This is a genomic window from Niallia taxi, assembly GCF_032818155.1.
Taxonomy (GTDB): Bacteria; Bacillota; Bacilli; order Bacillales; family Cytobacillaceae; genus Niallia; species Niallia taxi_A.
On record NZ_CP102589.1, the window covers coordinates 2998434 to 3022877 of the forward strand.

The window sequence follows — 24444 nt, forward strand, 5'->3', positions numbered from 1 at the left end:
GTGTAACGCAAGCTACATTAGTATATAAGGATTAACATCTATCGAAATTTGTAAACCATTTGAACTAATTTCACCTTGATAATGGTCTAAAATTGACTTTAATACTTCTTTTAAGTTTGGTTCCTGTTTGTATTTTATCAGACACTGGTACCGATATCTATTTTTTATTCTGGAAATAGGGGAAGCAACTGGTCCTAAAACCACCGTTTTCGGAGAAAGCTTATGCCTTACAACCTTTGTGATTTGCTCTGTGACAGCAACTGTCTTCATCAGCTCCTCATGGCTGACGGTTATGAGAGTTATATAATAGTAAGGAGGATAGGAGTGGTTTCTTCTTATCATCATCTCACTTTGATAAAAACGGTCGTAATCCTGCAGACTCGCTAATTCAATGCTGTAATGCTCTGGCGTGTAGGTCTGAAAAATTACCTCTCCAGCCAATTCATGCCTGCCAGCCCGTCCGCTGACTTGTGTTAACAGCTGGAATGTTTTTTCAGATGACCGAAAATCCGGCAAATGAAGCATTGTATCTGCTGAAAGCACACCAACTAGCGTGATTCTAGGGAAGTCCAACCCTTTTGCAATCATTTGTGTGCCTAGCAATATGTCGGCGTTTCCGTCTTGAAACTCTTTAAGGAGCTTTTCGTGTGAGCCCTTGCGGCTAGTCGTATCGACATCCATGCGAATAACTTTTGCTTCAGGGATAACTTTAGTAAGCTCTTCCTCCACCTTTTGCGTTCCTGTACCGAAATAGCGGATATGCTCACTATTACACTCTGGACACTGAAGCGGTGTCTGGTCCTCATATCCGCAATAATGGCATTTCATTTGATTAGTATAACGATGGTATGTCAGACTAATGTCACAATGAGGACATTTTACCACATAACCACAATCACGACACATAACAAAAGAAGAATGTCCGCGTTTATTCAAGAATAATACCGTTTGCTCTTGCTTCTCCATACGATCCTTCAGTTTTTCAAGGAGAACTCTTGAGAACATGGAGCGATTTCCTTCTTTAAGCTCTTCTCTCATATCCACAATTTCCACTTCCGGCAATGGTCTGTTATTCATTCTGCTTGGAAGGGACAATAAGGTATAAACTCCCTTTTGTGCCCTTGCAAAGCTTTCAAGTGCAGGTGTTGCACTTCCAAGGACAACCGGACAATTGTGAATCTTTCCTCTTTCAATTGCCGCTTCTCTTGCATGATATCTTGGATTTTCTTCTTGTTTATATGTCATCTCATGCTCCTCATCAATAATGATGATTCCAAGATTTTCAAATGGAGCAAATACAGCAGATCTGGCACCAACTACTACCTTCACTTCTTTGCGTTGAATTTTTCTCCATTCGTCATACTTTTCTCCGACAGACAAACCACTGTGCAGGACAGCTACCTGATCTCCAAAGCGACCTTTAAACCTATTTACCATTTGGGGAGTTAACGCAATTTCCGGAACTAAGACAATTGCTTCTTCCCCTTTTTCCAGCACGTTTTGAATGGACTGCAGGTACACCTCTGTTTTACCACTGCCTGTTACGCCGTATAATAGAAAAACTTCGTGCTTATCATTTCTAATGGATGCATGAATCGGAGCAATTGCAGTTGACTGTTCCCCTGTCAATGGGAGCGGTTCTGTTTTGGCAAACTGTCTCTGTTCATATGGATCACGGTATATCTCAAGATTTTTTTCAGCAAGAACCTGCCGTTCTACAAGCCCCTTAACGGCAGAGCTTGAAATACTCAATCTTTCAAGCAATTGCCTTTGTTCAATCGGTTCCCTGTTATGGATAAAAAATTCAATCACTTGTTTTTGCTTACTCGCTTGTTTTGTCAAAGACTCAGCATAAATCAGCAGTTCCTCTGCACTCATAAGTGGGATAATATGCTTTGTTGTTTTCTTTTTTCCTTTTGATTGAACTTCATAATGAACCTCTGCTATACCCTCTTTCACCAGCTTTTGAATGGCATGGATGGAAGCAAACTTAATCGCCTCTTCCCAAAGTACAGATGACTCACTAGCAAAGAGCTGCTCCAGCCCATCTGGCAGCATAAAATTAGCATTCTCGCTCACAAGTTTAAGCTTTCTTTCATATTTCGCCTTTAATGCAGGCGGCAGCATTGCTTGATAGGCGGAGATTTTATAGCATAATGTCGTTTTGGAAAGCCAATCTCCAAGTAATAGCAGCTCTTCATTTAATACAGGTACAACATCCATCGGTTCAATGACTTTTTTTAATGATTTAAAAGAAGACGTTTCCTCGACAGATTCTACAAAGCCTTGCACCTTCCGCGGTCCAAATGGGACAATAACGCGCATACCCGGTTGAATGACTTCTTCTAAATGCTCTGGTATCAAGTAGTCGAATGGCCTGTCAGTTTGCTTTGCAGGTACGTCCACAATTACCTTTGCAATACTCATACCTGATCTTCCTTCAATAAATAAGCCTGCTCAAGAATTTTTTCTGCTACTTCATCCTTCGTCATAAGAGGTAGCTCTACTTTTTTGCCATCGCGTTTAAAGATTGTCACAATATTTGTATCTGTGCCAAACCCAGCTCCCGCAGCACTGATATTGTTAGCAACAATCATATCGGCATTTTTACGTTTTAGCTTGTCTTGCGCATATTTATCAATATCTTTTGTTTCAGCAGCAAAACCAACCAGAATTTGCTTTGTCTTTTGCTTGCCTAATTCCATCAGAATATCTTTTGTTCGAGTAAATGTAATTGTTTCTGCTCCATCCGTCTTTTTCACTTTATGCTCATGTGTCAAGACTGGCTTATAGTCGCTCACAGCTGCTGTTTTTACAATAATATCGGCAGCACTGCTATATTGCATAACCTTTTCATACATTTGCTCAGCACTTTCCACACGGAATACTTCCGCTTCTTTCGGTGGCGTCAAATGGGTAGGTCCTGTAACAAGAATAACTCTCGCTCCCATTTTGGCTGCTTGCTTTGCAACACTATATCCCATTTTCCCTGTAGAATGATTGGATACAAAGCGGACAGGATCTATCTTCTCTCTTGTCGGTCCTGCTGTCACTAATACTGTTTTCCCTTCGAGCAGCTTCTTTTCTCCTTTGAAATGAGCTTCCATATGCTCGATGATTTTTTCAGGCTCTTCTAATCTGCCTTTCCCAACATAGCCGCATGCTAAATAGCCTTCTCCCGGATTAATGAAGCGGTACCCGTAATCATACAGTACCGATATGTTTTTTTGAACAGCTGGGTGGTCATACATATGCACATTCATGGCTGGAGCAATCCAGACATCAGAGGTTGCCGCAAGCAAAGTAGTTGAAATCATATTATCAGCGATGCCGTTCGCCAATTTCCCAATAATATTGGCTGTTGCCGGTCCAACCAAAATTAAATCAGCCCAGTCTGCAAGGTCAATATGTGCAATTACTTTTGGATCCTTTTCATCGAAAGTATCTGTATATACTTCGTTCTTCGACAGCGCCTTAAATGTGAGCGGGGACACAAATTGCATGGCCGATTCAGACATAATAACTTTAACATCAGCGCCTTTTTGGGTCAGCTTGCTAGTTAATGCACACATCTTATAAACAGCAATTCCACCTGTCACACATAAAAGAATCTTTTTCCCTTCTAACAATTTGCATCCACTTCTTTCTCTCTTTAGTACTCTTATTATGCAAGAAAATAAAAGATTTTTCACCTTGAGAAACTTAAGTTTATTAAAGCCTATTCACTCCATGAAAAAAGACCGATCTGATGAGATCCAGTCTTTTCTCTTGTAAATATTCACTCTTATATGTGAACCAATTAAGCCTTCAAGTAAATATTACTCATTATCCGCTGGATCGTTTACACGGTATGTCAGCTGATCTTGATTGATTTCCTCTAATGCTTTTCCTACGTTTTTATGGGAGATATACTTATCCAATTGAAGCTTTTCATTTAACTGAAGCTTTCTTGCTCTTTTTGCCGCAACAGACACTAAAGAATATTTGGAATCAATTTTAGTCAACAATGAATCAATAGATGGATTTAACATGTTTAATTAGCCTCCAGCATTTTTTTATATTTTGGCTCTACTCTTTCTCTTCTGCAATGCTCTGCAACAATGATTGCTTTGATTTTTTCGCATGCATTTTCAACCGTATCGTTTTCGACAACATAGTCATATAAATGCATCATTTCAATTTCTTCTCTTGCCACATTCATACGGTTATTGATGATTTCTTCCGTTTCTGTGCCTCTTGTCACAATGCGGTTTTTCAATTCAGACAAGCTTGGCGGGCTTAAGAATATAAACAGGCCATCAGGGAATTTTTCCCTTACTTGCCTAGCGCCTTCCACTTCTATTTCTAAGAAAACATCTTTTCCATTATTTGTAGTTTCTCTCACATAATCGACTGGCGTACCATAATAGTTGCCAACAAACTCTGCGTATTCTAGCAGTTTCCCCTGCTCAATTAATCCTTCAAATTCTTCTCTTGTCTTGAAGAAATAATCAGTACCATCTACTTCACCAGTACGGGGAAGTCTTGTTGTCATGGAAATAGAATATTCAAAAGAAGTATTCTCTTGAGAAAATATCTCCTTACGGACCGTTCCTTTACCTACACCAGAAGGTCCTGACAAAACAATTAAAAGTCCTTTATCTACCAAAACTTTCTCCTACCCTTCATCCAAAATTTCATCACGGTCATTTAATCGATGTGCAACCGTTTCAGGCTGAACAGCTGAAAGGATAACATGGTCGCTATCCATTACAATTACAGCCCTTGTTCTCCGACCATAAGTTGCATCAATAAGTGAGCCTCGATCTCTAGCATCTTGAATAATGCGTTTAATTGGAGCTGATTCAGGACTGACAATCGAAATGATCCGGTTTGCAGAAACAATATTACCGAAACCAATATTAATTAGCTTGATGGACATTACTCTACCCCAATCATATTGTATTATTTTTGACGAGTTAGACTTAATCTAAACATTCCTTATTCAATGTTTTGAACTTGCTCCTTCATTTTTTCCAAGGAGCTTTTCAGGTCGACTACGGCCGAAGCTATTTCTGCTGCATTGCCTTTTGAACCAATGGTATTTACTTCCCTGTTCATCTCCTGCAAAAGAAAATCAAGTCTTCTGCCAACAGGTTCAGATTCTTCTATTATAGAAGCAAATTGGTGGATATGGCTATACAAGCGCACCAATTCTTCATTAATATCGGCTTTTTCGGCGAAAATCGCCACCTCTGTCAACAACCTGCTTTCATCAACGAGTCCTGAAGTGTAGCTATCGAGCTTTGCTTTTAGTCTTTCCCGATAAGACTCTGCCACCTTTGGAGCAAGACGTTTTAACTTGTCTGTAACTTGATGAACGCTCTGCAGGAGTGCAAGAATATTTGTCTTTAATTCCCGTCCCTCTGCTTCTCTCATTACTGCAAGCTGGATTGCTGCATCCTTAACAGCTCCCAGAAGCATCGACTCCATTTCTTCCACATTCACAGGATCATCCAGTAGTTGAAAGCAATCTTTGTTTTGCAATAGCTCACTTACCGATACTGGTTCCTTAATTGTGAACCTCGCTCTCATTTCCTCAAGCACCCGATAATACTCATCAAGCAATTGCCAGTCAACCACCATCTTTTGATTTTTGGCTTTTTCGCCATCAATCGTAATGAACACCTCTGCCCTGCCTCTATGTATATATTGCGAGATTAACTTTTTCACTGCATCTTCCAGTGTCAAATATTGCTTAGGCATTCGAACAATCTGTTCACAAAACCGATGATTGACTGTCTTCATTTCAGCGCTAACGGAAATACCATTACCCTTTCGTGAACCTGCCCCATAGCCTGTCATGCTTTTCACCATATATTAACACATCCAATTTAATTGGCAATTAGTTTCATAATTAGTACAGCTGCCATGTAATCCGTTGCTCATTTTAGAGATATCTGCATAAAAAAACAAAAGGCATAGAGTTATCTCTAGTACCTTTTGGATTATAACATATTTTATTTTGATTTACTTAACAAAAATGATCCTGCTAGTAAAAAAGTTGGAACAGAAGCTAATCCTAATATCATCAGCCAATCCTTCGGTTGAATGGCAACAGTATGGAAAATGCCTTGCAGTCCTGGTACATAAATAACAACAAGCACTAACAACAGGGAGGACAGTACAGCCCAAACCAAATACATGTTTCCAAATGGATTGCGGGACAATATTGATTTTTCACTGCGGCAGTCAAATACATGGATGAGCTGCGCTAGTACTAGTGTGGCAAAGGCTACGGTTTGCGCATATGCAAGATTATCTGGATTATCATTATATGCCAGCATAAAGGCAGCAATGGTCGAAAGCCCAATCAATATTCCTCTTGAAATGACCTTCCAGCCCAGACCTCTTGCAAATACACCTTCATTCGGACTGCGCGGATCACGCTTCATCACATTATCTTCCGGTCTATCAAGACCTAGAGCCATCGCTGGCAGTCCATCTGTCACTAAATTGACCCAAAGTATTTGGATAGGAACTAATGGCAATGGCAGCGCCAAAATCATCGCAAATAGCATAACGAGAATTTCCCCGACATTAGATGCGAGCAGATACCTGATGAACTTACGGATGTTTTCATAAATATTTCTTCCTTCTATAATTGCTGATTTAATGGAAGCGAAGTTGTCATCCATTAATACAAGAGAAGAAGCTTCTTTGGCAACATCTGTACCAGTAATCCCCATTGCAATTCCTATATCTGCTGTTTTAATTGCTGGTGCGTCATTGACACCATCACCTGTCATCGCGACAATATGTCCTCTGTTTTGGAAGGCTTGAACAATTTTAAGCTTATGCTCTGGCGATACCCTTGCAAAAACAGAAACATGATCAACGACATCTTCTAATTCTTGCACACTCATATTTGCAAGCTCTTTACCTTCAAGAACTTTTGACTGACTATTAGCAATGCCAAGCTGCTTGGCGATTGCATTTGCAGTTATAACATGGTCGCCTGTAATCATAACTGTCTTAATACCAGCTTCCTTACACTCTCTAACAGCTTGTTTCACTTCTGGACGTGGAGGATCAATGATACCTTGCAGTCCGATGAACACAAGCTCGCTTTCTGCTTCCTTTTCATGCAAGATGATTGTATTTGCAGAAATTTCTTTATAAGCAATCGCAATCGTTCTTAATGCTTGGGATGCAAGTCCATCGATGGCAGCTTGTACTGTACTCTTTTCTCTGCTGCCGATATTCTCTGCTCTATTCCCCATTAAGATTGTTTTACTTTGCCCAATCAAAACATCTGGCGCACCCTTTGTGACAACAAACTGCCTGCCTGTAGTATCCTTAACGATGACACTCATCATTTTTCTAGTCGAATCAAACGGAAATTCATTTACTATTTCAAATTGGCTCAACAATTTGCTTCTTGTATACCCGGCCTTCATCCCGGCAACAATCATCGCACCCTCTGTTGGATCACCATTTAAAACATATTCACCTGATTTCTGTTCAATTTCTGCATGATTACACAGCATGCCAAATGTAAGGAGCTGTTGCAACACTTTTTCGTTTTTAGGATCAATAGCTTGCTCATTTTCATAATATTTCCCTTGCGGCTCATAGCCTGTACCGTCTACTGACCATGTTCGTCCACTGCTCCACACCTTTGTGACTGTCATCTTGTTTTGTGTTAATGTACCTGTTTTATCAGAGCAGATTACAGATGCACAGCCAAGTGTTTCTACTGCTGGAAGCTTACGGACAACGGCATTTTTGCGGATCATTTTCTGTACGCCAAGGCTCAATGCAATTGTCACAATTGCTGGAAGTCCTTCTGGAATGGCTGCGACAGCCAATGACACCCCTGCAAGCACCATTGTGTACAGATCATTACCTTGAAGCACCCCGATACCTACAACAAGAACGGTCAAGGCCAATGCTGTCACAATCAGGATTTTTCCGAGCTGCTCCAGCCTGCGCTGTAGCGGGGTGATTTGTGATTCTGCATTTTGCAGAAGGTCGGCAATTTGACCCATGGCAGTTTTCATTCCTGTAGCAATGACAACACCCATCCCGCTGCCTCTGGAAACCATCGTACCCATAAAGCCCATGTTCTCCATATCGCCCAATGTCAAATTTGGATTATTAATGGACTCTGTCATTTTTTGAACAGGAACAGATTCACCTGTTAATGCTGACTCTTCTACCTCTAAGCTCCGTGATTCAATAATCCGGACATCCGCACCGATTCTGTCACCGCTTGAAAACTTGATAACATCACCTGGTACAAGCTCTTTTGACAAGACCTTCTCCCATGTACCGTTACGAAGGACTTGAACCTGCGGCTGTGAAAGCTCCTTCAATGCGGAAAGTGATTTTTCCGCTCTTCTCTCCTGGTAAAACCCAAGAAAACTATTAAGAATGATGATTGCAATAATCGCAATCGCATCGATATATTCGCCTAATAACCCTGAAATCAACGTTGCCGCCAAAAGCACCAAAACCATAAAATCCTTAAATTGGTTAAAGAACAGGAGCAAAGCACTTTGCTTTTCTCCTTCCTCCAATTCGTTTAATCCGAATTGCTTTACGCGCTTGCCGACATCTTCATCAGACAATCCAGCCGAAAAATCAGTATTCAATGCTTCTTCCACTTGCCTCTCATTCATTTCATGATAGTTCATCCGGCCCTCACTTCCCCCTTTTTTAAAAAATCAGGCTCGCCACTTAAAAAGGCGAAGAATTATAGTCGCAGAACAGCTACAGCATAGTTGTCCCACACCACTATACAGAAATCATATTCACTTGAATGTGAAATAATGCTATTAATATTAGAAAAGCATCCAAGGGTTTGTTAAGCACATTTACTCCTTAATTCTTGCAATATATAGTTGACGCTTTATATTAGTAGAAAATTAATGTACATTAATAGAAGAACTTATGTTTTTATTCGTAAAGAAAAGGAATGTTTATTATGTCATTTGATGGTTTATTTACTAGAGCAATGGCTTCGGAAATCTCTGCAAATCTTAAAGGTGGGAGGATAAATAAGGTACAGCAGCCTTTTTCTAATGAAATTGTCCTGATTGTTCGGGCGAACGGTAAAAATCAGAAGCTGCTCCTTTCTGTCCATCCAAGTTATGCAAGAATCCAGCTTACTCAAGAAACTTACGAAAACCCAAAGGAACCGCCAATGTTCTGTATGCTGCTTCGCAAGCATTTAGAAGGTTACTTTATTGAAAATATATACCAGATTGAAAATGAACGGATGATTGTCCTTGAAGTAAAAGGACGTAATGAAATCGGCGATATTTCTTATAAAAAACTGATTATTGAAGTAATGGGAAGACATAGTAATGTCATCTTAGTGGATCAAGAGAAAAACACGATTTTGGACAGCATTAAGCATGTTTCCTATGCCGTTAACAGCCATCGGGCAATATTGCCGGGCTATGAATATATCGCACCGCCTGCACAAGAAAAAATGAATCCACTTGAGGCAACAGAAGAGGATGTTTTAAAAACGATTGATTTTAATGGAGGAAAGTTGGATAAACAGCTAGTTCAACATTTTTCTGGATTGTCACCACTGTTTTCTAAAGAAATAATGTATAAATCAGGGTTGGCAAACAGAACGACACTGCCTGCTGCTTTTGCTGCAGCAATGAGGACTGTGAAAAACGAACAATATGCTCCTGCTATCATGATCACAGAGAACAAGGAATACTTTTATTTTGTTCCGCTCGAGCATGTTGGCGGAGAGGTAAAAAACTTCCCTACATTAAGCGAGATGCTCGACCGCTTTTATTTCGGAAAAGCAGAAAGAGATCGGGTTAAACAGCAAAGCAATGATTTAGAGCGCTTCATTCAAAATGAACGGGATAAAAACAGCAAAAAAATAAGCAAGCTTGAAAAAACCTTGTCAGAAGCTGAAACAGCAGATCACTATCAGCTTATTGGCGAACTGCTGACTGCTAATTTATATGCGGCAAAAAAGGGAATGGAAAAGCTTGAAGTCATTAACTATTATGACCCAGAAGGAAGCAGTATGGAAATCGAGTTAAATCCAAGACTGACACCGTCTGAGAATGCCCAAAAGTATTTCACACGTTATCAAAAGGCGAAAAACTCCATTGATATTATTAAGGAGCAAATTAACATTGCAGAAACAGAGCTTGAGTATTTTGAAGCCTTGTATCACCAAATCTTAACAGCTTCTCCTAAGGACATTCAAGAGATTCGTGAGGAGCTAATTGAGGAAGGCTATTTAAGAGAAAGACAGAAAAAACAGGCCAAAAAAGCACAAAATGCGAAGCCTGTTCTTGACCAGTATACTTATGATGACACGGAAATATTAGTTGGAAAAAACAACAAGCAAAATGATTATTTGACTAATAAGGTAGCGGCAAGAGATGAAATTTGGCTGCATACGAAGGATATCCCCGGAAGTCATGTTGTTATTCGCAGTAAAACTCCGACAGAGGAAACCATTCTTCAAGCAGCAAAGCTTGCAGCTTACTTCAGTAAGGCTAGACAGTCCAGTTCTGTTCCAGTAGACTTTACACTTGTCCGCCATGTAAAAAAACCAAGTGGCGCTAAACCAGGCTTTGTTATATACGATAACCAGCAGACTGTATATGTTACACCGGACGAAGAAACAGTCATTTCCTTAAAAAAGTAAAAGCATAATCCCGATATTCGGGATTATGCTTCTTTTGTTTACTTGCCCCACTCTGCAGGGTTTTCCTTCCATGCCTGCAGGCTTGCAATATCACTTTCCTTAATATAGCCTTTTTGCTGTGCTACCTCAAGAAGTGCTGTATAATCAGTCAATGAATGGCTTTCAATTTTTGCATCTGCAAGCAATTCTTTTCCTTTTGGCAGCTCGTATGTAAAGATCGATACTACTCCAAGCACGTCACACCCAGCTTCGCGAAGGCTGTTAACTGCTGTGATGACACTGCCGCCTGTTGAAATTAAATCCTCGACAACAACAACCTTTTGGCCTTTTTCTGCTTTCCCTTCAATTTGGTTTCCTTTACCATGTTCTTTTGCTTTCGAACGAACATATGCCATTGGTAAGTCAAGCACATCACTTACCCATGCCGCATGGGGGATACCTGCAGTAGCTGTTCCTGCCACTATATCTGTTTCCGGAAAATGTTCTTTGATTAAATCTGCCAATCCATTTGCGATCTCTTTGCGGACCTTTGGATAAGACAATGTTAAACGGTTATCGCAATAAATTGGTGATTTTAATCCTGAAGACCATGTGAATGGATCGTTTGGCTGTAGAAATACCGCTTTAATTTCTAATAGTTGTTCTGCAATGCTTTTCTTCATTTTGTTACACCTTCCCATTCTGTTTTAAACAATTGATAGCTTTCATACGGGTTTTGCGCACGTGTTATCGATCTGCCCACTACAATGGCCGATACCCCTGATTCTCTTGCTGATCCTGGTGTTGCTACACGGACTTGGTCCTGTACATCATCTGATGACAGTCTGATTCCTGGCGTTACTGTCAAAAAATCTGCGCCAAGATGATCTCGGATCAGCGCCGCCTCTAACGGAGAACATACGACCCCATCCATGCCTGCCTGCTTCGTAATTGCTGCATAATGCGCAACTGAATCTAGTAAGGGTAGCTTAATTTGCTGCCATTCTTGCATTTCTTGCTGTGATGTGCTTGTCAGCTGTGTAACAGCTATGGCAAATGGTCGTTTCTGCCCTGCTGGCGTTCCTGCATCAAGACCTTCAAGAGCGCTTTCCATCATGCGGATTCCTCCAGCAGCATGTACATTGACAAGATCTGCTCCAAGGCCTGCAATATTGCGCATTGCACTTTTTACTGTGTTTGGAATATCGTGCAGCTTTAAGTCAAGGAATACTTGATGACCCTCTTCTTTTAATTCGCGCACAATATTCGGGCCTTCTTGATAGAAAAGCTCCATGCCTACTTTTAAAAATAGTTTTTCGCCATTAAAGCGGTCTAAGAAATTGAAAACCTCTGTTTTATTTGGAAAATCAAGTGCGATTATAAGCGAGTTGCGCATTCTTTCCCCAGCTCCTTCCAGTACATTCTGAGATGTGATTAATTCCGTATTTGTCCATTAGCGCTGGCAGTTCGTCAATTATGGTTGGACAGATGAATGGATCTACAAAATTTGCTGTTCCGACTGCTACAGCACTTGCACCTGCATAGAAAAATTCTAACACATCCTCCGCACATGATACACCACCCATACCGATTATTGGGAGATTTACATGCTGGCTCACCTCATAAATCATGCGGATTGCTACAGGCTTAATGGCTGGTCCTGACAGGCCTCCAGACTTATTTGCAAGCACAGGATTGCCTGTTCTTAAATCAAGGCGCATCCCAAGTAATGTATTAATCATTGTCAGACCGTCTGCACCGCCCATTTCAACTGCTTTTGCCATCTCAACGATATTCGTGACATTTGGTGAAAGTTTCACGTAAACCGGCTTTTGCGAAACCTCCTTCACCTTTTTCGTTAAGTTTTTGGCCACCTCTGGAATCGTTCCAAAGGCAATACCGCCTGTTTTTACATTTGGACAAGATATGTTAAGCTCTAAGGCTGCTACATTTGGCGCCTTTGAAATTTCCTTGGCAACCTCAATATAATCTTCTTCTAATGATCCTGCCACGTTAGCAATAATCGGCACATCAAAGGAGTTTAACCATGGTAATTCTTCACCCATAACCTTCTCTAATCCTGGATTTTGCAAGCCAATCGCATTTAACATGCCCGAATTAGTTTCAGCAACCCTAGGTGTCGGATTTCCAAATCTCGGCTCGACTGTTGTAGCTTTAATCATAATGGCGCCTAATTTACTTAAATCATAAAGATTGCTATATTCACGCCCAAACCCGAAGCAGCCTGATGCAGGCATAATTGGATTTTTTAAATTTAAGCCTGGCAGCTCGACATTTAATCTGTTCATATGACTACCTCCCCTGCTCTGAATACTGGGCCATCTGTACAAATCTTTTTGTAGGAGATACCTGTAGGATCATCCTGTGTATGACATACACACGCAAAGCATGCACCAATACCGCAGCCCATCCGCTCCTCTAAGGAAATATAGGCTCTTTCTCCAGCAAAATTCTTTTCAAGATTTCGTAGCATTGGTGTAGGGCCACATGTGTAAAGAACATCATACTTGAGATTCTCTTGTTCAATTATATCTGTGACAAACCCTTTTGCTCCCATTGTCCCATCTACTGTTGCGACAAAGGTTGCACCAAATTGGGCAAACTTCTCTTCATAAAATGCTGCTGATGCTGTTTGAAACCCAAGTACAATGACAACGTTAACGCCTTTTGCAGTCAATTGATGGGCAAGCTCATATAGTGGTGGAACACCGATGCCGCCGCCGACAAGCAATGCCGTTTCACCTTGTCTAGCTTCATTAACAGGAAAGCCGTTCCCAAGTGGTCCAAGCACATCCACAAGCTCATGTGCTTGTTTTTGCGCCAACGCTTTCGTTCCTTTTCCTTCCGCTCTGTAAATCATTGTGAAGGTGCTATTGTCATGGTTTATTTTCGAAATGCTTATAGGTCTTCTTAGCAATGGGTCAAAACCGTCTGCAACCTTAACATGCACAAATTGACCTGGGCCGTTCATTTCATGAACAAGCTCACCTTTAAGGGTGAGCTCCATAATGTTTTCTGCTATTTCTTTATGTGAAACCACGGTGCATTTTTCATTTTTGATCATGCAAGGACCGCCTCCATTTGTTTGCCTGCTGGTGTCATTGCTTCTGCAGAGAATGTCATTGATTCTACTACTCGAAGAATTGCTTCTGCTGTATCAAGGGATGTTAAGCATGGAATTCCATTTTCAACGGATTCCCTTCTGATTCTGAAGCCGTCGCGTGCAGGCTGGCTTCCTTTTGAGAATGTATTGATAACAAATTGTGCTTGGCCATTGCGGATGACATCAATTAATGTTGTGCCTTCGCCGCCGATTTTATCTACCACTTTTACAGGGATATGATTGTCTTGCAAAAATTCTGCTGTTCCGCTCGTTGCCATAAGGCTGTAGCCGATATTAACAAACCGCTTCGCAAGCAGCAATGCTTCTTCTTTGTCCTTGTCACCGATTGTCAGAAGAACTGTTCCAAATGTCTGGATCTTCATTCCTGAAGCAACCAATCCTTTATACAAAGCTTTTTCCAACGTAACATCCTTACCCATTACCTCTCCTGTTGACTTCATTTCAGGACCGAGTGTTATATCCACACGGCGCAGCTTGGCAAAGGAGAATACAGGAACCTTTACAAACACACCTTGCTGTTCCTCTACAAGTCCTGATGTGTAGCCTTGTTCTTTCAAGCTATTCCCCAAAATCACCTTTGTAGCGATTTTCGCCATTGGGACATTCGTAATTTTACTTAAGAAAGGAACCGTTCTGCTTGAGCGCGGATTCACTTCCAGCACAAACACTTCGCCTTTTGAGACAACATACTGGATGTTCAGTAGTCCAACAATATTTAAGCCTTTTGCCAATCTTGTTGTATAGTCAATTAGTGTTTGCTTAATTTCTGCTGACAAGCTTTGCGGCGGATAGACGGCAATCGAATCACCGGAGTGAACTCCTGCTCTTTCAATATGCTCCATGATGCCTGGAATCACTACGTCTACACCGTCACATATTGCATCTACTTCGATTTCCTTGCCTGTTAAATATCTGTCAATCAGGATTGGTTGACCAGGACTTGCGATAACTGCTTTTTCCATATATGGAATCAGTTCTTCTTCTTTATAAACGATTTGCATCGCTCTTCCGCCTAGTACATACGATGGACGTACAAGAACCGGATAGCCGATCGAAGCTGCAACCATTACCGCCTCTTCTACTGTTAAGGCTGTTTTCCCTTCAGGCTGAGGAATGCCCAGTGCATGCAGGCTTGACTCAAATTTATCTCTGTCTTCTGCTCTGTCTAAGTCTTCTAAAGACGTACCAAGAATTTTAACCCCTCTGTTTGCAAGCTCTGCTGCCAAGTTGATTGCCGTTTGTCCGCCGAATTGCACGACAACCCCTTCTGGTTTCTCTAAATCGATGATATGCATGACGTCTTCTATTGTCAGCGGCTCAAAGTATAATTTATCTGATACACTAAAGTCTGTTGAAACCGTTTCTGGGTTGTTGTTGATAATAATCGCTTCAAGCCCTGCTTCCTTGATGGCCCAGACAGAGTGAACTGTCGCATAGTCAAACTCGATTCCTTGGCCGATGCGAATTGGACCAGAACCAAGAACAACAATGCTTTTCTTGTCTGTCACAACAGATTCATTTTCATCCTCATACGTTCCATAGTAATATGGTGTTTCCGATTCAAATTCAGCAGCACAAGTGTCCACCATTTTGTAAACTGGGACAAGCTTGTTGTCTTTTCTCCAGTTATATATTTCAAGCTCAGTACTGTTCCATAATTTAGCGAGCTGGATGTCGGCAAAGCCTTTCTCCTTAGCTGTTTTTGCATATTCTAAATCAAACGGATGATCTGCAAGCTCTTTTTCCAACTTGACGATGCCTTCAAGCTTGTGCAGGAAGAACAGGTCAATTTTGCTCCAGTCATGGATTGTCTCAATGGACACCCCTCTGTTCATTGCTTCTGCTACATAAAATAATCTTTCGTCTCCTGCGACACGAATTCTTTTTTCTAATAATTCATCACTGACATTTTCGCCATCGTTTAATGCAAAGTGGTAAACCTTTGCTTCTAATGAACGGATTGCTTTAAGAAGTGATTCCTCGAATGTTCTTCCAATTGCCATTACCTCTCCAGTCGCTTTCATTTGCGTGCCTAGATTTCTTTTGGCAGATTCAAACTTATCAAACGGAAAGCGTGGGATTTTGCTGACAACATAATCAAGTGCAGGCTCAAAGCTTGCATATGTTTTGCCTGTTACTGGGTTCATCATTTCATCAAGTGTTAACCCAACAGCAATTTTCGCTGCAAGCTTTGCAATTGGATAGCCTGTTGCTTTGCTGGCAAGTGCAGAGGAACGGCTCACCCTTGGGTTTACTTCAATAATATAGTATTGGAAGCTGTCTGGATCAAGTGCAAGCTGAACATTGCAGCCACCTTCGATTTTAAGGGCACGGATGATCTTCAATGATGTGTTGCGCAGCATTTGATATTCTCTATCGCTCAGCGTTTGGCTTGGCGCAACAACGATGCTGTCACCAGTATGAATGCCGACAGGGTCGATGTTTTCCATATTACAAACGACTATCGCATTATCATTGCTGTCACGCATTACTTCGTATTCAATTTCTTTAAAGCCGGCAATGCTTTTTTCAAGAAGACATTGTGTTACAGGGCTGTTCTTTAAACCGCTTGTGACGATTTCATTTAACTCGTCATCATTATGGCAGATGCCTCCGCCTGTTCCTCCTAATGTAAAGGCAGGGCGGACGATAACTGGATAACCGATTTGTTCCACAAACGCTTTTGCTTCGTCCATGTTATGAATAATTTCGCTGTCTGGTACTGGTTCTCCTAGCTCATTCATCAAGGTGCGGAACAAATCTCTGTCTTCTGCTTGTTGGATAGCGGAAAGCTTTGTTCCAAGCACTTCCACACCGCATTCTTCAAGGACGCCTGCCTCTGATAACTCGACAGCAAGGTTCAAGCCTGTTTGACCACCAAGTGTCGGCAATATTGCATCTGGTCTTTCCTTGCGAATGATTCTGCTAACGAATTCCAATGTCAGTGGTTCAATATATACACTGTCAGCCATTTCTGTATCTGTCATAATCGTTGCTGGATTGGAGTTAACTAGGATAACACGATATCCTTCTTCTTTAAGTGCTATACATGCTTGGGTTCCGGCATAGTCAAATTCTGCTGCCTGACCGATAATGATCGGACCTGATCCTATTACTAGTATGCTGTTAATATCTTTACGCTTTGACATATGCGGCACCATCCTCTTTATGAGTTAAAATCATGGACATGAATCGATCAAATAAATAGTTAGCATCTTCTGGACCTGGTGATGCCTCTGGATGATATTGTACGGTGAAGGCTGGGTACTGTTTATGCTGCAACCCTTCAATTGTTCCGTCGTTTAATGCTAGATGAGTAACTTCCAAGTCTGTCTGTTCAATAGATTTTTCTTCCACTGTGTAGCCGTGGTTTTGTGATGTTAAGGAAACCTTGCCTGTCAGCAAATCTTTAACAGGGTGGTTTGAGCCTCTGTGCCCAAACTTCATTTTTTCTGTGTTAGCACCACTTGCAAGTGCAAACAGCTGATGGCCTAAGCATATTCCAAACAGTGGCACCTTGCCGATAATCCCTTTAATCGCTTCAATTGCCTCTGGCACATCCTTTGGATCTCCAGGGCCGTTAGAAAGCATTACCCCGTCTGGACTTAAAGACAATATTTCCTCTGCAGTTGCATTATATGGAACAACAATGACATCACAGTCACGCTGATTTAACTCTCTCAGAATTCCGTGCTTCATGCCATAATCTACAAGCACAACACGTTTGCCACGGCCTGGGCTCGGATAAGCTTTTTTAGTAGAAACCTGCTGCACCTGATTTGTTGGTAAGACGGATGTTTGCAGTTGCTTGATAACATCTGCTACATTTTCCTCGATGCTGCAAATTGCGCCTTTTAATGTTCCGTACTTACGGATAATTCTTGTTAATTTTCTCGTATCAATTCCTGCAAGTCCTGGAATGTTCTTTTGTTTAAAAAACTCATCCAGTGACAGTTCATTTCTCCAGTTTGAAGGGAAATCACACACTTCCTTCACAATGAAACCGTTGATTGCTGGTGCAATGGATTCAAAGTCATCACGGTTGATTCCGTAGTTGCCGACTAGTGGGTATGTCAATGTGACAATTTGACCGCAGTATGACGGGTCTGACAAAATTTCCTGGTAGCCAGTCATCCCTGTATTAAAGACTACCTCTCCAATCGAATTGGATTCTGCTCCAAATCCTTGCCCAATAAATACTGTACCATCTTCGAGAATCAGTTGTTTTTTCATGCGTGTACACTTTCCTTTCTCCAAGCGATTTTTCCAGCTACAATTGTTGTTACAGGCCAACCTTGACAAACATATCCTGCAAATGGGGTGTTTCTTCCTTTAGATAAGAAGTTTTCTGGATTGATAGTTTCATTATCTTCTAAATCAACAATTACGATATCTGCTACTTTTCCGACAGCAAGTGTGCCTGTATTCAGCTTAAATGTTTCTGCTGGTTTATTTGTAAGGAAGCTGATAAGCTGCTGCAAGCTAATAATTCCTTTTTTTACAAAGTTAGTATATAAAAGCGGAAAGGCTGTTTCTGATCCGACAATGCCAAACGGTGCAAGTTCAATCAGCTGTGCCTTTTCTTCTGCTGTATGCGGGGCATGGTCTGTTGCGATGAAATCAATCGTCCCATCCAGCAAGCCTTCTATTAACGCCGCTCTGTCTTCTTTGCCTCTAAGCGGCGGATTCATTTTATAATTTGTATCGATTCCAGGGATGTCCTCGTCACATAGTAATAAATGGTGTGGTGAAACCTCTGCAGTCACATTGATTCCCGCTCTTTTCGCATCTCTTACTACACGGACTGATTCTTTTGTGCTGATATGGCAAACATGGTAATGACAGCCTGCTGCCTCTGCAAGTAAAACATCCCTTGCTATATGTACAGATTCACAGACAGATGGAATTCCATTTAGGTTATTTGCTTTAGAAAATTCTCCCTCATGGACAGATCCTTTATTGATAAGTGAGTTGTCCTCACAGTGAGCTACAATTGCCATATCAAGGCTTGCTGCAAGCTTCATTGCTTCAAGCATTTTTCCTGCTTCTTGGATCCCTACACCGTCATCTGTGAATGCAAATGCTCCTAGTTCCTTTAATGCTTTAAAATCTGTTATGTCTGCACCTAATTGTCTGATTGTAATCGCTGCATATGGGCGAACATGAACATTCGCTGTCTCTTTAATGCGGTTCATCAAGCTTTGGAAGTTTTCAACTGTATCAGGAACTGGACGAGTGTTTGGCATATTAGCGATTGTTGTGAATCCGCCTCTAGCAGCAGCCATTGTTCCTGTTGCGATTGTTTCCTTCTTCTCTCCGCCAGGCTCGCGCAAATGTACATGAACATCTATGAAGCCTGGTGCAACCAACTTTCCGTTCGCATCAATGATTTCGTCTGCTGCCGTCTCCAATTTTGGTGCTATTTCTACGATAACTCCGTCTTCAATTAGAATATCCTGTGTAATAAATTCCCCTTTTTCATTAAGCAACTGGCCATTTTTGATAATCATTGACATGTACATTTCCTCCCTCAACTGATTGTAAAGATCTTTTTAATACTGCCATGCGGATAAATACTCCGTTTTCCATCTGTTTAAAAATTCTCGACCGTTCGCATTCCACTAATTCGTCGGCAATTTCTACATCCCTGTTAACAGGGGCAGGGTGCATAATGATGCTGCCTGGTTTCATGCGTCGTTCTCTTTCTATCGTCAATCCATACATTTGGTGGTATTCTTCACTGGTCCATGATGTACTGCCATCATGCCTTTCATGCTGAATTCGCAGGAGCATGACAACATCAGATGTTTCAATCGCTGTATCAACATCCTCGTAGTTTGCTTCCTGCAGCATGCTGTCGTCAAACCACTCTTTAGGACCTGAAAAGACTACATTTGCACCAAGCCTTGTGAGCGCATCTGCATTTGATCTGGCAACACGGCTGTGCCGGATATCTCCTATAATGCTTATTTTTAAGCCTTGGAAGGATTGAAATTCCTGTTTAATTGTCAAAAGGTCGAGCAATGATTGTGTCGGGTGATTTCCGCATCCGTCTCCTGCATTAATGACAGGGATTTTGATTTTGCCGATTAGTTCTTGAAAGTAATTATCTTCCTTATGGCGAATCACGACACCATTTACGCCAATGCTTTCCAATGTTCGGATGGTATCATATAATGTTTCTCCTTTAACAACACTTGAGGTAGTCGTTTCAAATGGAATGACTTCAAGTCCCAGCTTCCTTTCAGCTACTTCAAAGCTACATTTCGTTCTTGTGCTTGGTTCAAAGAACAAATTTGCTAAAAACAGCTGCCTTTCTGGCTTCCATTCCTTTCCCTCTGCAAATGCCTGTGCGCATTTCAGTATTTCCTGTATTTCCGGCACGCTAAGCTCCGAGGTTGTTAATAAGTTTTCCATTATTTATTGCCTCCTTTATGGATTCCGGGCAAAAAAATAGCACCCATTTATTGAAAATGGGTGCTAAAAGTTGAATGTTCGCGATTTTTGATCCTGTTTTAAGCCTGCCTAAACAAGCGGATCCTTTTCGCCTTAACCTTCAACACCCTTATAAGTCTCTCTGTACTTGTTTAAAAGGTGTACATTATTTAGTTTCGTCTACTGCTTCTTCTTCAAATAAGTCGTCTGTCGCCTTGTCTCTTCCTGGTAGTACAAAGTTCAGGATAATCCCAAGGATTGCTGCAAGTGCCATTCCCTCTAGTTTAAAGTCTGAACCGATATGAATGGATGCTCCGCCAATCCCTGTAACTAAGATAACGGATGCAATCACAAGGTTGCGATTTTTTGAGAAATCCATTTTTGCTTCGACTAAGATTCTTAAGCCAGAAGATGCGATGATACCGAACAACAGGATGGATACTCCGCCCATTACTGGTGTTGGAATCGATTGTATTAGGGCAGTGATCTTACCGATGAATCCGAACAGGATTGCAAACACTGCTGCTCCTGCAAGAACATACACACTGTATACTCTCGTAATTGCCAAAACCCCAATGTTTTCACCGTAAGTTGTTTTTGGCGGTCCACCGATTAGGGAGGAGATTAGTGTTGCACTTCCGTCACCTAAAATACTGCGATGAAGTCCTGGGTCTTTAATATAATCTTTTCCTACTACTTTACTTAATACAAGCTGGTGACCGATATGCTCAGCAAGTGTTACAATGGCAACCGGCACGAACAATGCCAGTATGGCGGTATCTAATGTTAAATCATAATCTCTGAAAGGAAGAATGAAATCCGGCATTGCGATCCATTTTGCATCAATAACACCTTGGAAATCAACAACACCTACTAGTAATGCGTACAGGTAGCCAACGATAATCCCTGCAAGAATCGGAATGAAGCTGAACACTCCCTTACCGAAAATAGTGAATAGGATTGTTGCAAGCAATGTGACTAATGCTACTGATAAGTACAAAAGGCTGTAGTGTTGATCTGGTGTTCCGTTATTTTCATACATCGCCTGGCCAACTGCTGTTCCAGCTAGTGCTAGCCCGATAACCATGATTACTGGTCCGACAACAATCGGCGGAAGCAGGTTCATAATCCAACGGTAGCCGGCTTTTTTAATAATCAATGCGACAATTCCGTATACAAGACCTGCGATGAATGTTCCGATCATCGCTGCTGCCGGTCCGCCAAGCTTTTGTGCCGCAATCATCGGTGCAATAAAGGCAAAGGATGAGCCTAAATAAGCAGGAACCTTAAATTTTGTTATAAGAAGGAATGCTAGTGTTCCTAATCCGCTTGAGATTAAAGCGATAGCTGGACTTAATCCAATTAAGTATGGAACTAGTACTGTTGATCCAAACATGGCGAATAAGTGCTGTAAGCTTAATGTTATCCATTGGGATGCGTTTGGTTTGTCTTTTAGACCGAGTATTGGCTTTGTTTGATTCATTTTGTTCCCTCTTTCCATCTATGGTGCAATTACTGGTTTGTTGTATTTAGTATACGCAATTTCATAAAAAAACCCCTTTTACGCATGGCAAAAAGGGGTTTTTGAGCAGGCGAAACAACGCCTGTATCGACTCCCCCTTCGCAGCCTCTCAGGACTGCCATTAAAAAGGGCTATATTTAATTTTCGTATATATTTACTTCGTCTTGTCCATCCACTTCATTGAGCTCTACAACAATTTTCTCTGAACTGGATGTCGGAATGTTTTTGCCGACATAATCAGCGCGAATCGGAAGCTCCCTATGTCCTCTGTCTACAAGGACAGCAAGCTGTATTGAAGCAGGTCTGCCTACATCCATAAGGGCATCCATTGCTGCACGAACTGTTCTTCCTGTGTACAGAACATCATCGACAAGGATTACCTTTAGATCCTCAATGCTTGTTGGGATATCTGAACCTTTTACGAGCGGCTCTTGATTTTCCGTTTTTTTGCTTAAATCATCGCGGTATAAAGTAATATCCAATTCTCCTACCGTAATGCTTTTGCCTTCAATTTGCGAGATTTTTTCTGCAAGGCGGTTTGCAATATAAATACCTCTAGTGCGGATACCGACCAAAACACAGTTTTCAATCCCTTTATTCTTTTCAATGATTTCGTGTGCAACTCTCGTTAATGCTCTTCTAATTGCTTGGTCATCAAGGACTAATGCCTTTTGCGACATTTTGCATCACCTTTTTTCTTAAAATAAAAATCCTCCCACCATGTTTGGCGAGAGGACAGACCGATAGCATACAAGTTGCTATCTACTAAAAAATCCGATACCTTCTCAACCTCACAGGATTGATTTAAAGGACTTATTTAATTAAGTTAATCTTATTATAAGGCTCGAATTTTGTCAACGATTATTTCTGATATTATCTATCAGCTCTTCAAAATCACTAGGAAGTGGTGCTTCAAATTCAATATATTCGCCTGTGCGTGGATGGTTAAAACCAAGTATGCCAGCATGAAGCGCCTGACCGCCAATGTCGAGCGTTTTTTTCGGACCATACTTAGGATCACCTGCAAGCGGGAAGCCAATATATTTCATATGAACACGAATTTGATGCGTTCTTCCTGTCTCAAGCTGACATTCGATGAAAGAAAAATCCTCCATGCGCTCAATTACGTGAAAATGTGTAACAGCATGCTTGCCTTTATCGACAACGGCCATTTTTTGGCGGTCCTTTGTGTCCCTTCCAATCGGTGCATCAACTGTTCCATAATCATGTGGAATACTGCCATGGACCAATGCTTTATATTTTCTAGTTACTGTCTTTGCCACAAGCTGGTTTACAAGACTTTCATGGGCAGCATCGTTTTTAGCAACCATTAATAAACCTGACGTATCCTTGTCGATACGGTGGACGATTCCTGGACGCATTACGCCATTAATCCCGGACAAATCCTTACAATGTGCCATCAAGCCATTTACAAGCGTACCTGTTACGTGGCCAGGAGCTGGATGAACGACCATTCCCTTCGGCTTATTGACAACAATTACATCACTGTCCTCATAATAAACGTCTAAATTCATTTCCTCAGGTAAAACGTCAAGCTCTGTCAGTTCAGGAATTTCAATTGTAACAACATCATTTAATATTCCCTTGTATTTCGTCTTAACACTTTTGCCGTTAACTAACACATGGCCATCCTTGATCCATTGCTGCACTTGTGTGCGCGACCAATCATTGTTGATAGTTGAAATGATTTTATCTATTCTTTCACTTACTTGTTCACTCTGAATGATATGTTCCTTTTTTTCCATTTTCTTTCTCCTTCTTTGCTGCTTTTTCCTCCTTTAGCATCACAATGATAAGCAATATAACACCAATTACTAAAGATGAATCTGCAATATTAAATATAGGAAAATCATAATTGAAGATATACGTATTAACGAAGTCCACTACATACTGATGTCTGATGCGGTCGATAAAATTACCAATCGCTCCTCCGAGGATTAATCCTAAGGAAACTCCATACAACAGCTTGCCTTTTGCACCTTTCTGGATGAAATAAATGATGCCTACAATGACAACAGTTGTAATAATATAGAAGAACGCCATTTGTCCTTCCAAAATACCCCAAGCAGCACCACTATTACGATGGGACGTAATATAGAAGAAATTCTCGATTACCGTAATGCTGTCTCCGAGTTCCATCTTTGTTGCAACAAGCCATTTTGTCCATTGATCCAATGCAATGATTATAAGTGCAATTATGTAATAAAACACTAAAGTTTCCTCCAATTCTCGAGTCTCCTTTAGCATTTTAGCATAAACTACTTAAAAACGATAGCTTGTGCCTATTTGCAGCTGTTTTTTCTAACTTTCAACTTCTTTTCTTTTGCTTTTACTTTTACTTTTAATGCAAGGATTTTCTGTAGTAGGATTGCATGTATTCCAAGTCTTTTTTTGATTTGATGGTAGGAACCAGCTCCAATATTTCAGCAGGAATCAATTCACCGGATATTTCACATGTTCCAAATTGGCCATTTTCCAATCTTCGCATGGATGCTTCTACATCCAGCAGCTCTGCTTCAATATAGTGGTTTATTTTTGAAGATCTTTTTACTCTTAATGTGGCTTCTAATTCTATTTGTGTCATACGGAGTTCGGTATAAAGCTTTTCAACGTCTAGGTTCATGGCTAAATTCCTCCGTTTCTAAGTTGTTACAAATAGCTTTTCCA

The 24444-nt window shown here is 41.0% G+C and carries 21 protein-coding genes; 1 reads left to right on the forward strand and 20 read right to left on the reverse strand.

Annotated elements, in window-relative coordinates; all coding sequences use genetic code 11:
- Positions 1-12 precede the first annotated feature (12 nt).
- The 7 genes from priA to NQZ71_RS15175 all read right to left on the reverse strand — a co-directional run bounded on the left by priA (position 13) and on the right by NQZ71_RS15175 (position 8678).
- Entirely contained in the window at positions 13-2427 is a 2415-nt protein-coding gene (priA, locus tag NQZ71_RS15145) for a primosomal protein N' (protein ID WP_317010929.1), read from the reverse strand.
- Positions 2424-3629 carry a bifunctional phosphopantothenoylcysteine decarboxylase/phosphopantothenate--cysteine ligase CoaBC gene (gene coaBC / locus NQZ71_RS15150; RefSeq protein WP_144452385.1) on the reverse strand — a complete coding sequence of 402 codons (1206 nt, stop codon included), beginning with the start codon at positions 3627-3629 and terminating at the stop codon, positions 2424-2426. The genes priA and coaBC overlap by 4 nt, the downstream gene beginning before the upstream one ends.
- A 189-nt stretch (positions 3630-3818) precedes the next feature.
- Complete coding sequence (rpoZ, locus tag NQZ71_RS15155; protein WP_144452384.1) at positions 3819-4031, reverse strand: DNA-directed RNA polymerase subunit omega; 213 nt, start codon at positions 4029-4031, stop codon at positions 3819-3821.
- A 2-nt stretch (positions 4032-4033) separates the two neighbouring features.
- On the reverse strand, positions 4034-4648 hold the full coding sequence (gene gmk / locus NQZ71_RS15160) for a guanylate kinase (RefSeq protein ID WP_144452383.1): 615 nt from the start codon (positions 4646-4648) through the stop codon (positions 4034-4036).
- Positions 4649-4657: 9 nt separating this feature from the next.
- Positions 4658-4921: an extracellular matrix/biofilm regulator RemA gene (gene remA / locus NQZ71_RS15165; RefSeq protein ID WP_101576563.1), complete on the reverse strand. Its 264-nt coding sequence runs from the start codon at positions 4919-4921 to the stop codon at positions 4658-4660.
- 59 nt (positions 4922-4980) lie between these two features.
- Positions 4981-5856, reverse strand: a complete 876-nt coding sequence (locus NQZ71_RS15170; protein WP_144452382.1) for a YicC/YloC family endoribonuclease — start codon at positions 5854-5856, stop codon at positions 4981-4983.
- Between the two features lie 143 nt (positions 5857-5999).
- Positions 6000-8678 (reverse strand): calcium-translocating P-type ATPase, SERCA-type, encoded by a 2679-nt coding sequence (locus NQZ71_RS15175; protein WP_260054242.1) that lies wholly within the window; start codon positions 8676-8678, stop codon positions 6000-6002.
- A gap of 290 nt (positions 8679-8968) precedes the next feature.
- On the opposite strand from NQZ71_RS15175, the gene NQZ71_RS15180 reads away from it, so the two are divergent.
- Positions 8969-10675, forward strand: a complete 1707-nt coding sequence (locus NQZ71_RS15180) for an Rqc2 family fibronectin-binding protein (protein ID WP_317010930.1) — start codon at positions 8969-8971, stop codon at positions 10673-10675.
- A 38-nt stretch (positions 10676-10713) separates the two neighbouring features.
- Here NQZ71_RS15180 and pyrE read toward each other — a convergent pair whose 3' ends face one another.
- From pyrE to NQZ71_RS15245, 13 genes are all read right to left on the reverse strand, one after another.
- Positions 10714-11337 carry an orotate phosphoribosyltransferase gene (pyrE, locus tag NQZ71_RS15185; RefSeq protein ID WP_127734717.1) on the reverse strand — a complete coding sequence of 208 codons (624 nt, stop codon included), beginning with the start codon at positions 11335-11337 and terminating at the stop codon, positions 10714-10716.
- On the reverse strand, positions 11334-12050 hold the full coding sequence (pyrF, locus tag NQZ71_RS15190) for an orotidine-5'-phosphate decarboxylase (protein WP_317010931.1): 717 nt from the start codon (positions 12048-12050) through the stop codon (positions 11334-11336). The genes pyrE and pyrF overlap by 4 nt, the downstream gene beginning before the upstream one ends.
- Entirely contained in the window at positions 12022-12963 is a 942-nt protein-coding gene (locus NQZ71_RS15195) for a dihydroorotate dehydrogenase (protein WP_144452378.1), read from the reverse strand. Before NQZ71_RS15195 ends, pyrF begins: the two co-directional genes overlap by 29 nt.
- Positions 12960-13739, reverse strand: a complete 780-nt coding sequence (locus NQZ71_RS15200) for a dihydroorotate dehydrogenase electron transfer subunit (RefSeq protein ID WP_317010932.1) — start codon at positions 13737-13739, stop codon at positions 12960-12962. Before NQZ71_RS15200 ends, NQZ71_RS15195 begins: the two co-directional genes overlap by 4 nt.
- On the reverse strand, positions 13736-16948 hold the full coding sequence (carB, locus tag NQZ71_RS15205; protein ID WP_317010933.1) for a carbamoyl-phosphate synthase large subunit: 3213 nt from the start codon (positions 16946-16948) through the stop codon (positions 13736-13738). Before carB ends, NQZ71_RS15200 begins: the two co-directional genes overlap by 4 nt.
- Positions 16935-18032, reverse strand: a complete 1098-nt coding sequence (locus NQZ71_RS15210; RefSeq protein WP_144452375.1) for a carbamoyl phosphate synthase small subunit — start codon at positions 18030-18032, stop codon at positions 16935-16937. The genes carB and NQZ71_RS15210 overlap by 14 nt, the downstream gene beginning before the upstream one ends.
- Positions 18029-19315: a dihydroorotase gene (locus NQZ71_RS15215; RefSeq protein WP_317010934.1), complete on the reverse strand. Its 1287-nt coding sequence runs from the start codon at positions 19313-19315 to the stop codon at positions 18029-18031. Before NQZ71_RS15215 ends, NQZ71_RS15210 begins: the two co-directional genes overlap by 4 nt.
- Positions 19281-20216, reverse strand: a complete 936-nt coding sequence (locus NQZ71_RS15220; protein WP_317010935.1) for an aspartate carbamoyltransferase catalytic subunit — start codon at positions 20214-20216, stop codon at positions 19281-19283. The genes NQZ71_RS15215 and NQZ71_RS15220 overlap by 35 nt, the downstream gene beginning before the upstream one ends.
- 184 nt (positions 20217-20400) lie before the next feature.
- On the reverse strand, positions 20401-21717 hold the full coding sequence (locus NQZ71_RS15225; protein ID WP_275004899.1) for a solute carrier family 23 protein: 1317 nt from the start codon (positions 21715-21717) through the stop codon (positions 20401-20403).
- 176 nt (positions 21718-21893) lie between these two features.
- Positions 21894-22436: a bifunctional pyr operon transcriptional regulator/uracil phosphoribosyltransferase PyrR gene (gene pyrR, locus NQZ71_RS15230; RefSeq protein ID WP_144452371.1), complete on the reverse strand. Its 543-nt coding sequence runs from the start codon at positions 22434-22436 to the stop codon at positions 21894-21896.
- A gap of 174 nt (positions 22437-22610) precedes the next feature.
- The gene (locus NQZ71_RS15235; RefSeq protein ID WP_275004896.1) at positions 22611-23522 is read right to left on the reverse strand and encodes an RluA family pseudouridine synthase; all 912 of its coding nucleotides are present in this window, start codon (positions 23520-23522) and stop codon (positions 22611-22613) included.
- Positions 23491-24024, reverse strand: coding sequence for a signal peptidase II (gene lspA, locus NQZ71_RS15240; protein WP_144452369.1), 534 nt, complete (start codon positions 24022-24024; stop codon positions 23491-23493). Before lspA ends, NQZ71_RS15235 begins: the two co-directional genes overlap by 32 nt.
- Positions 24025-24118: 94 nt before the next feature.
- Complete coding sequence (locus NQZ71_RS15245) at positions 24119-24400, reverse strand: hypothetical protein (RefSeq protein WP_127734750.1); 282 nt, start codon at positions 24398-24400, stop codon at positions 24119-24121.
- Between the last annotated feature and the right edge of the window lie 44 nt (positions 24401-24444).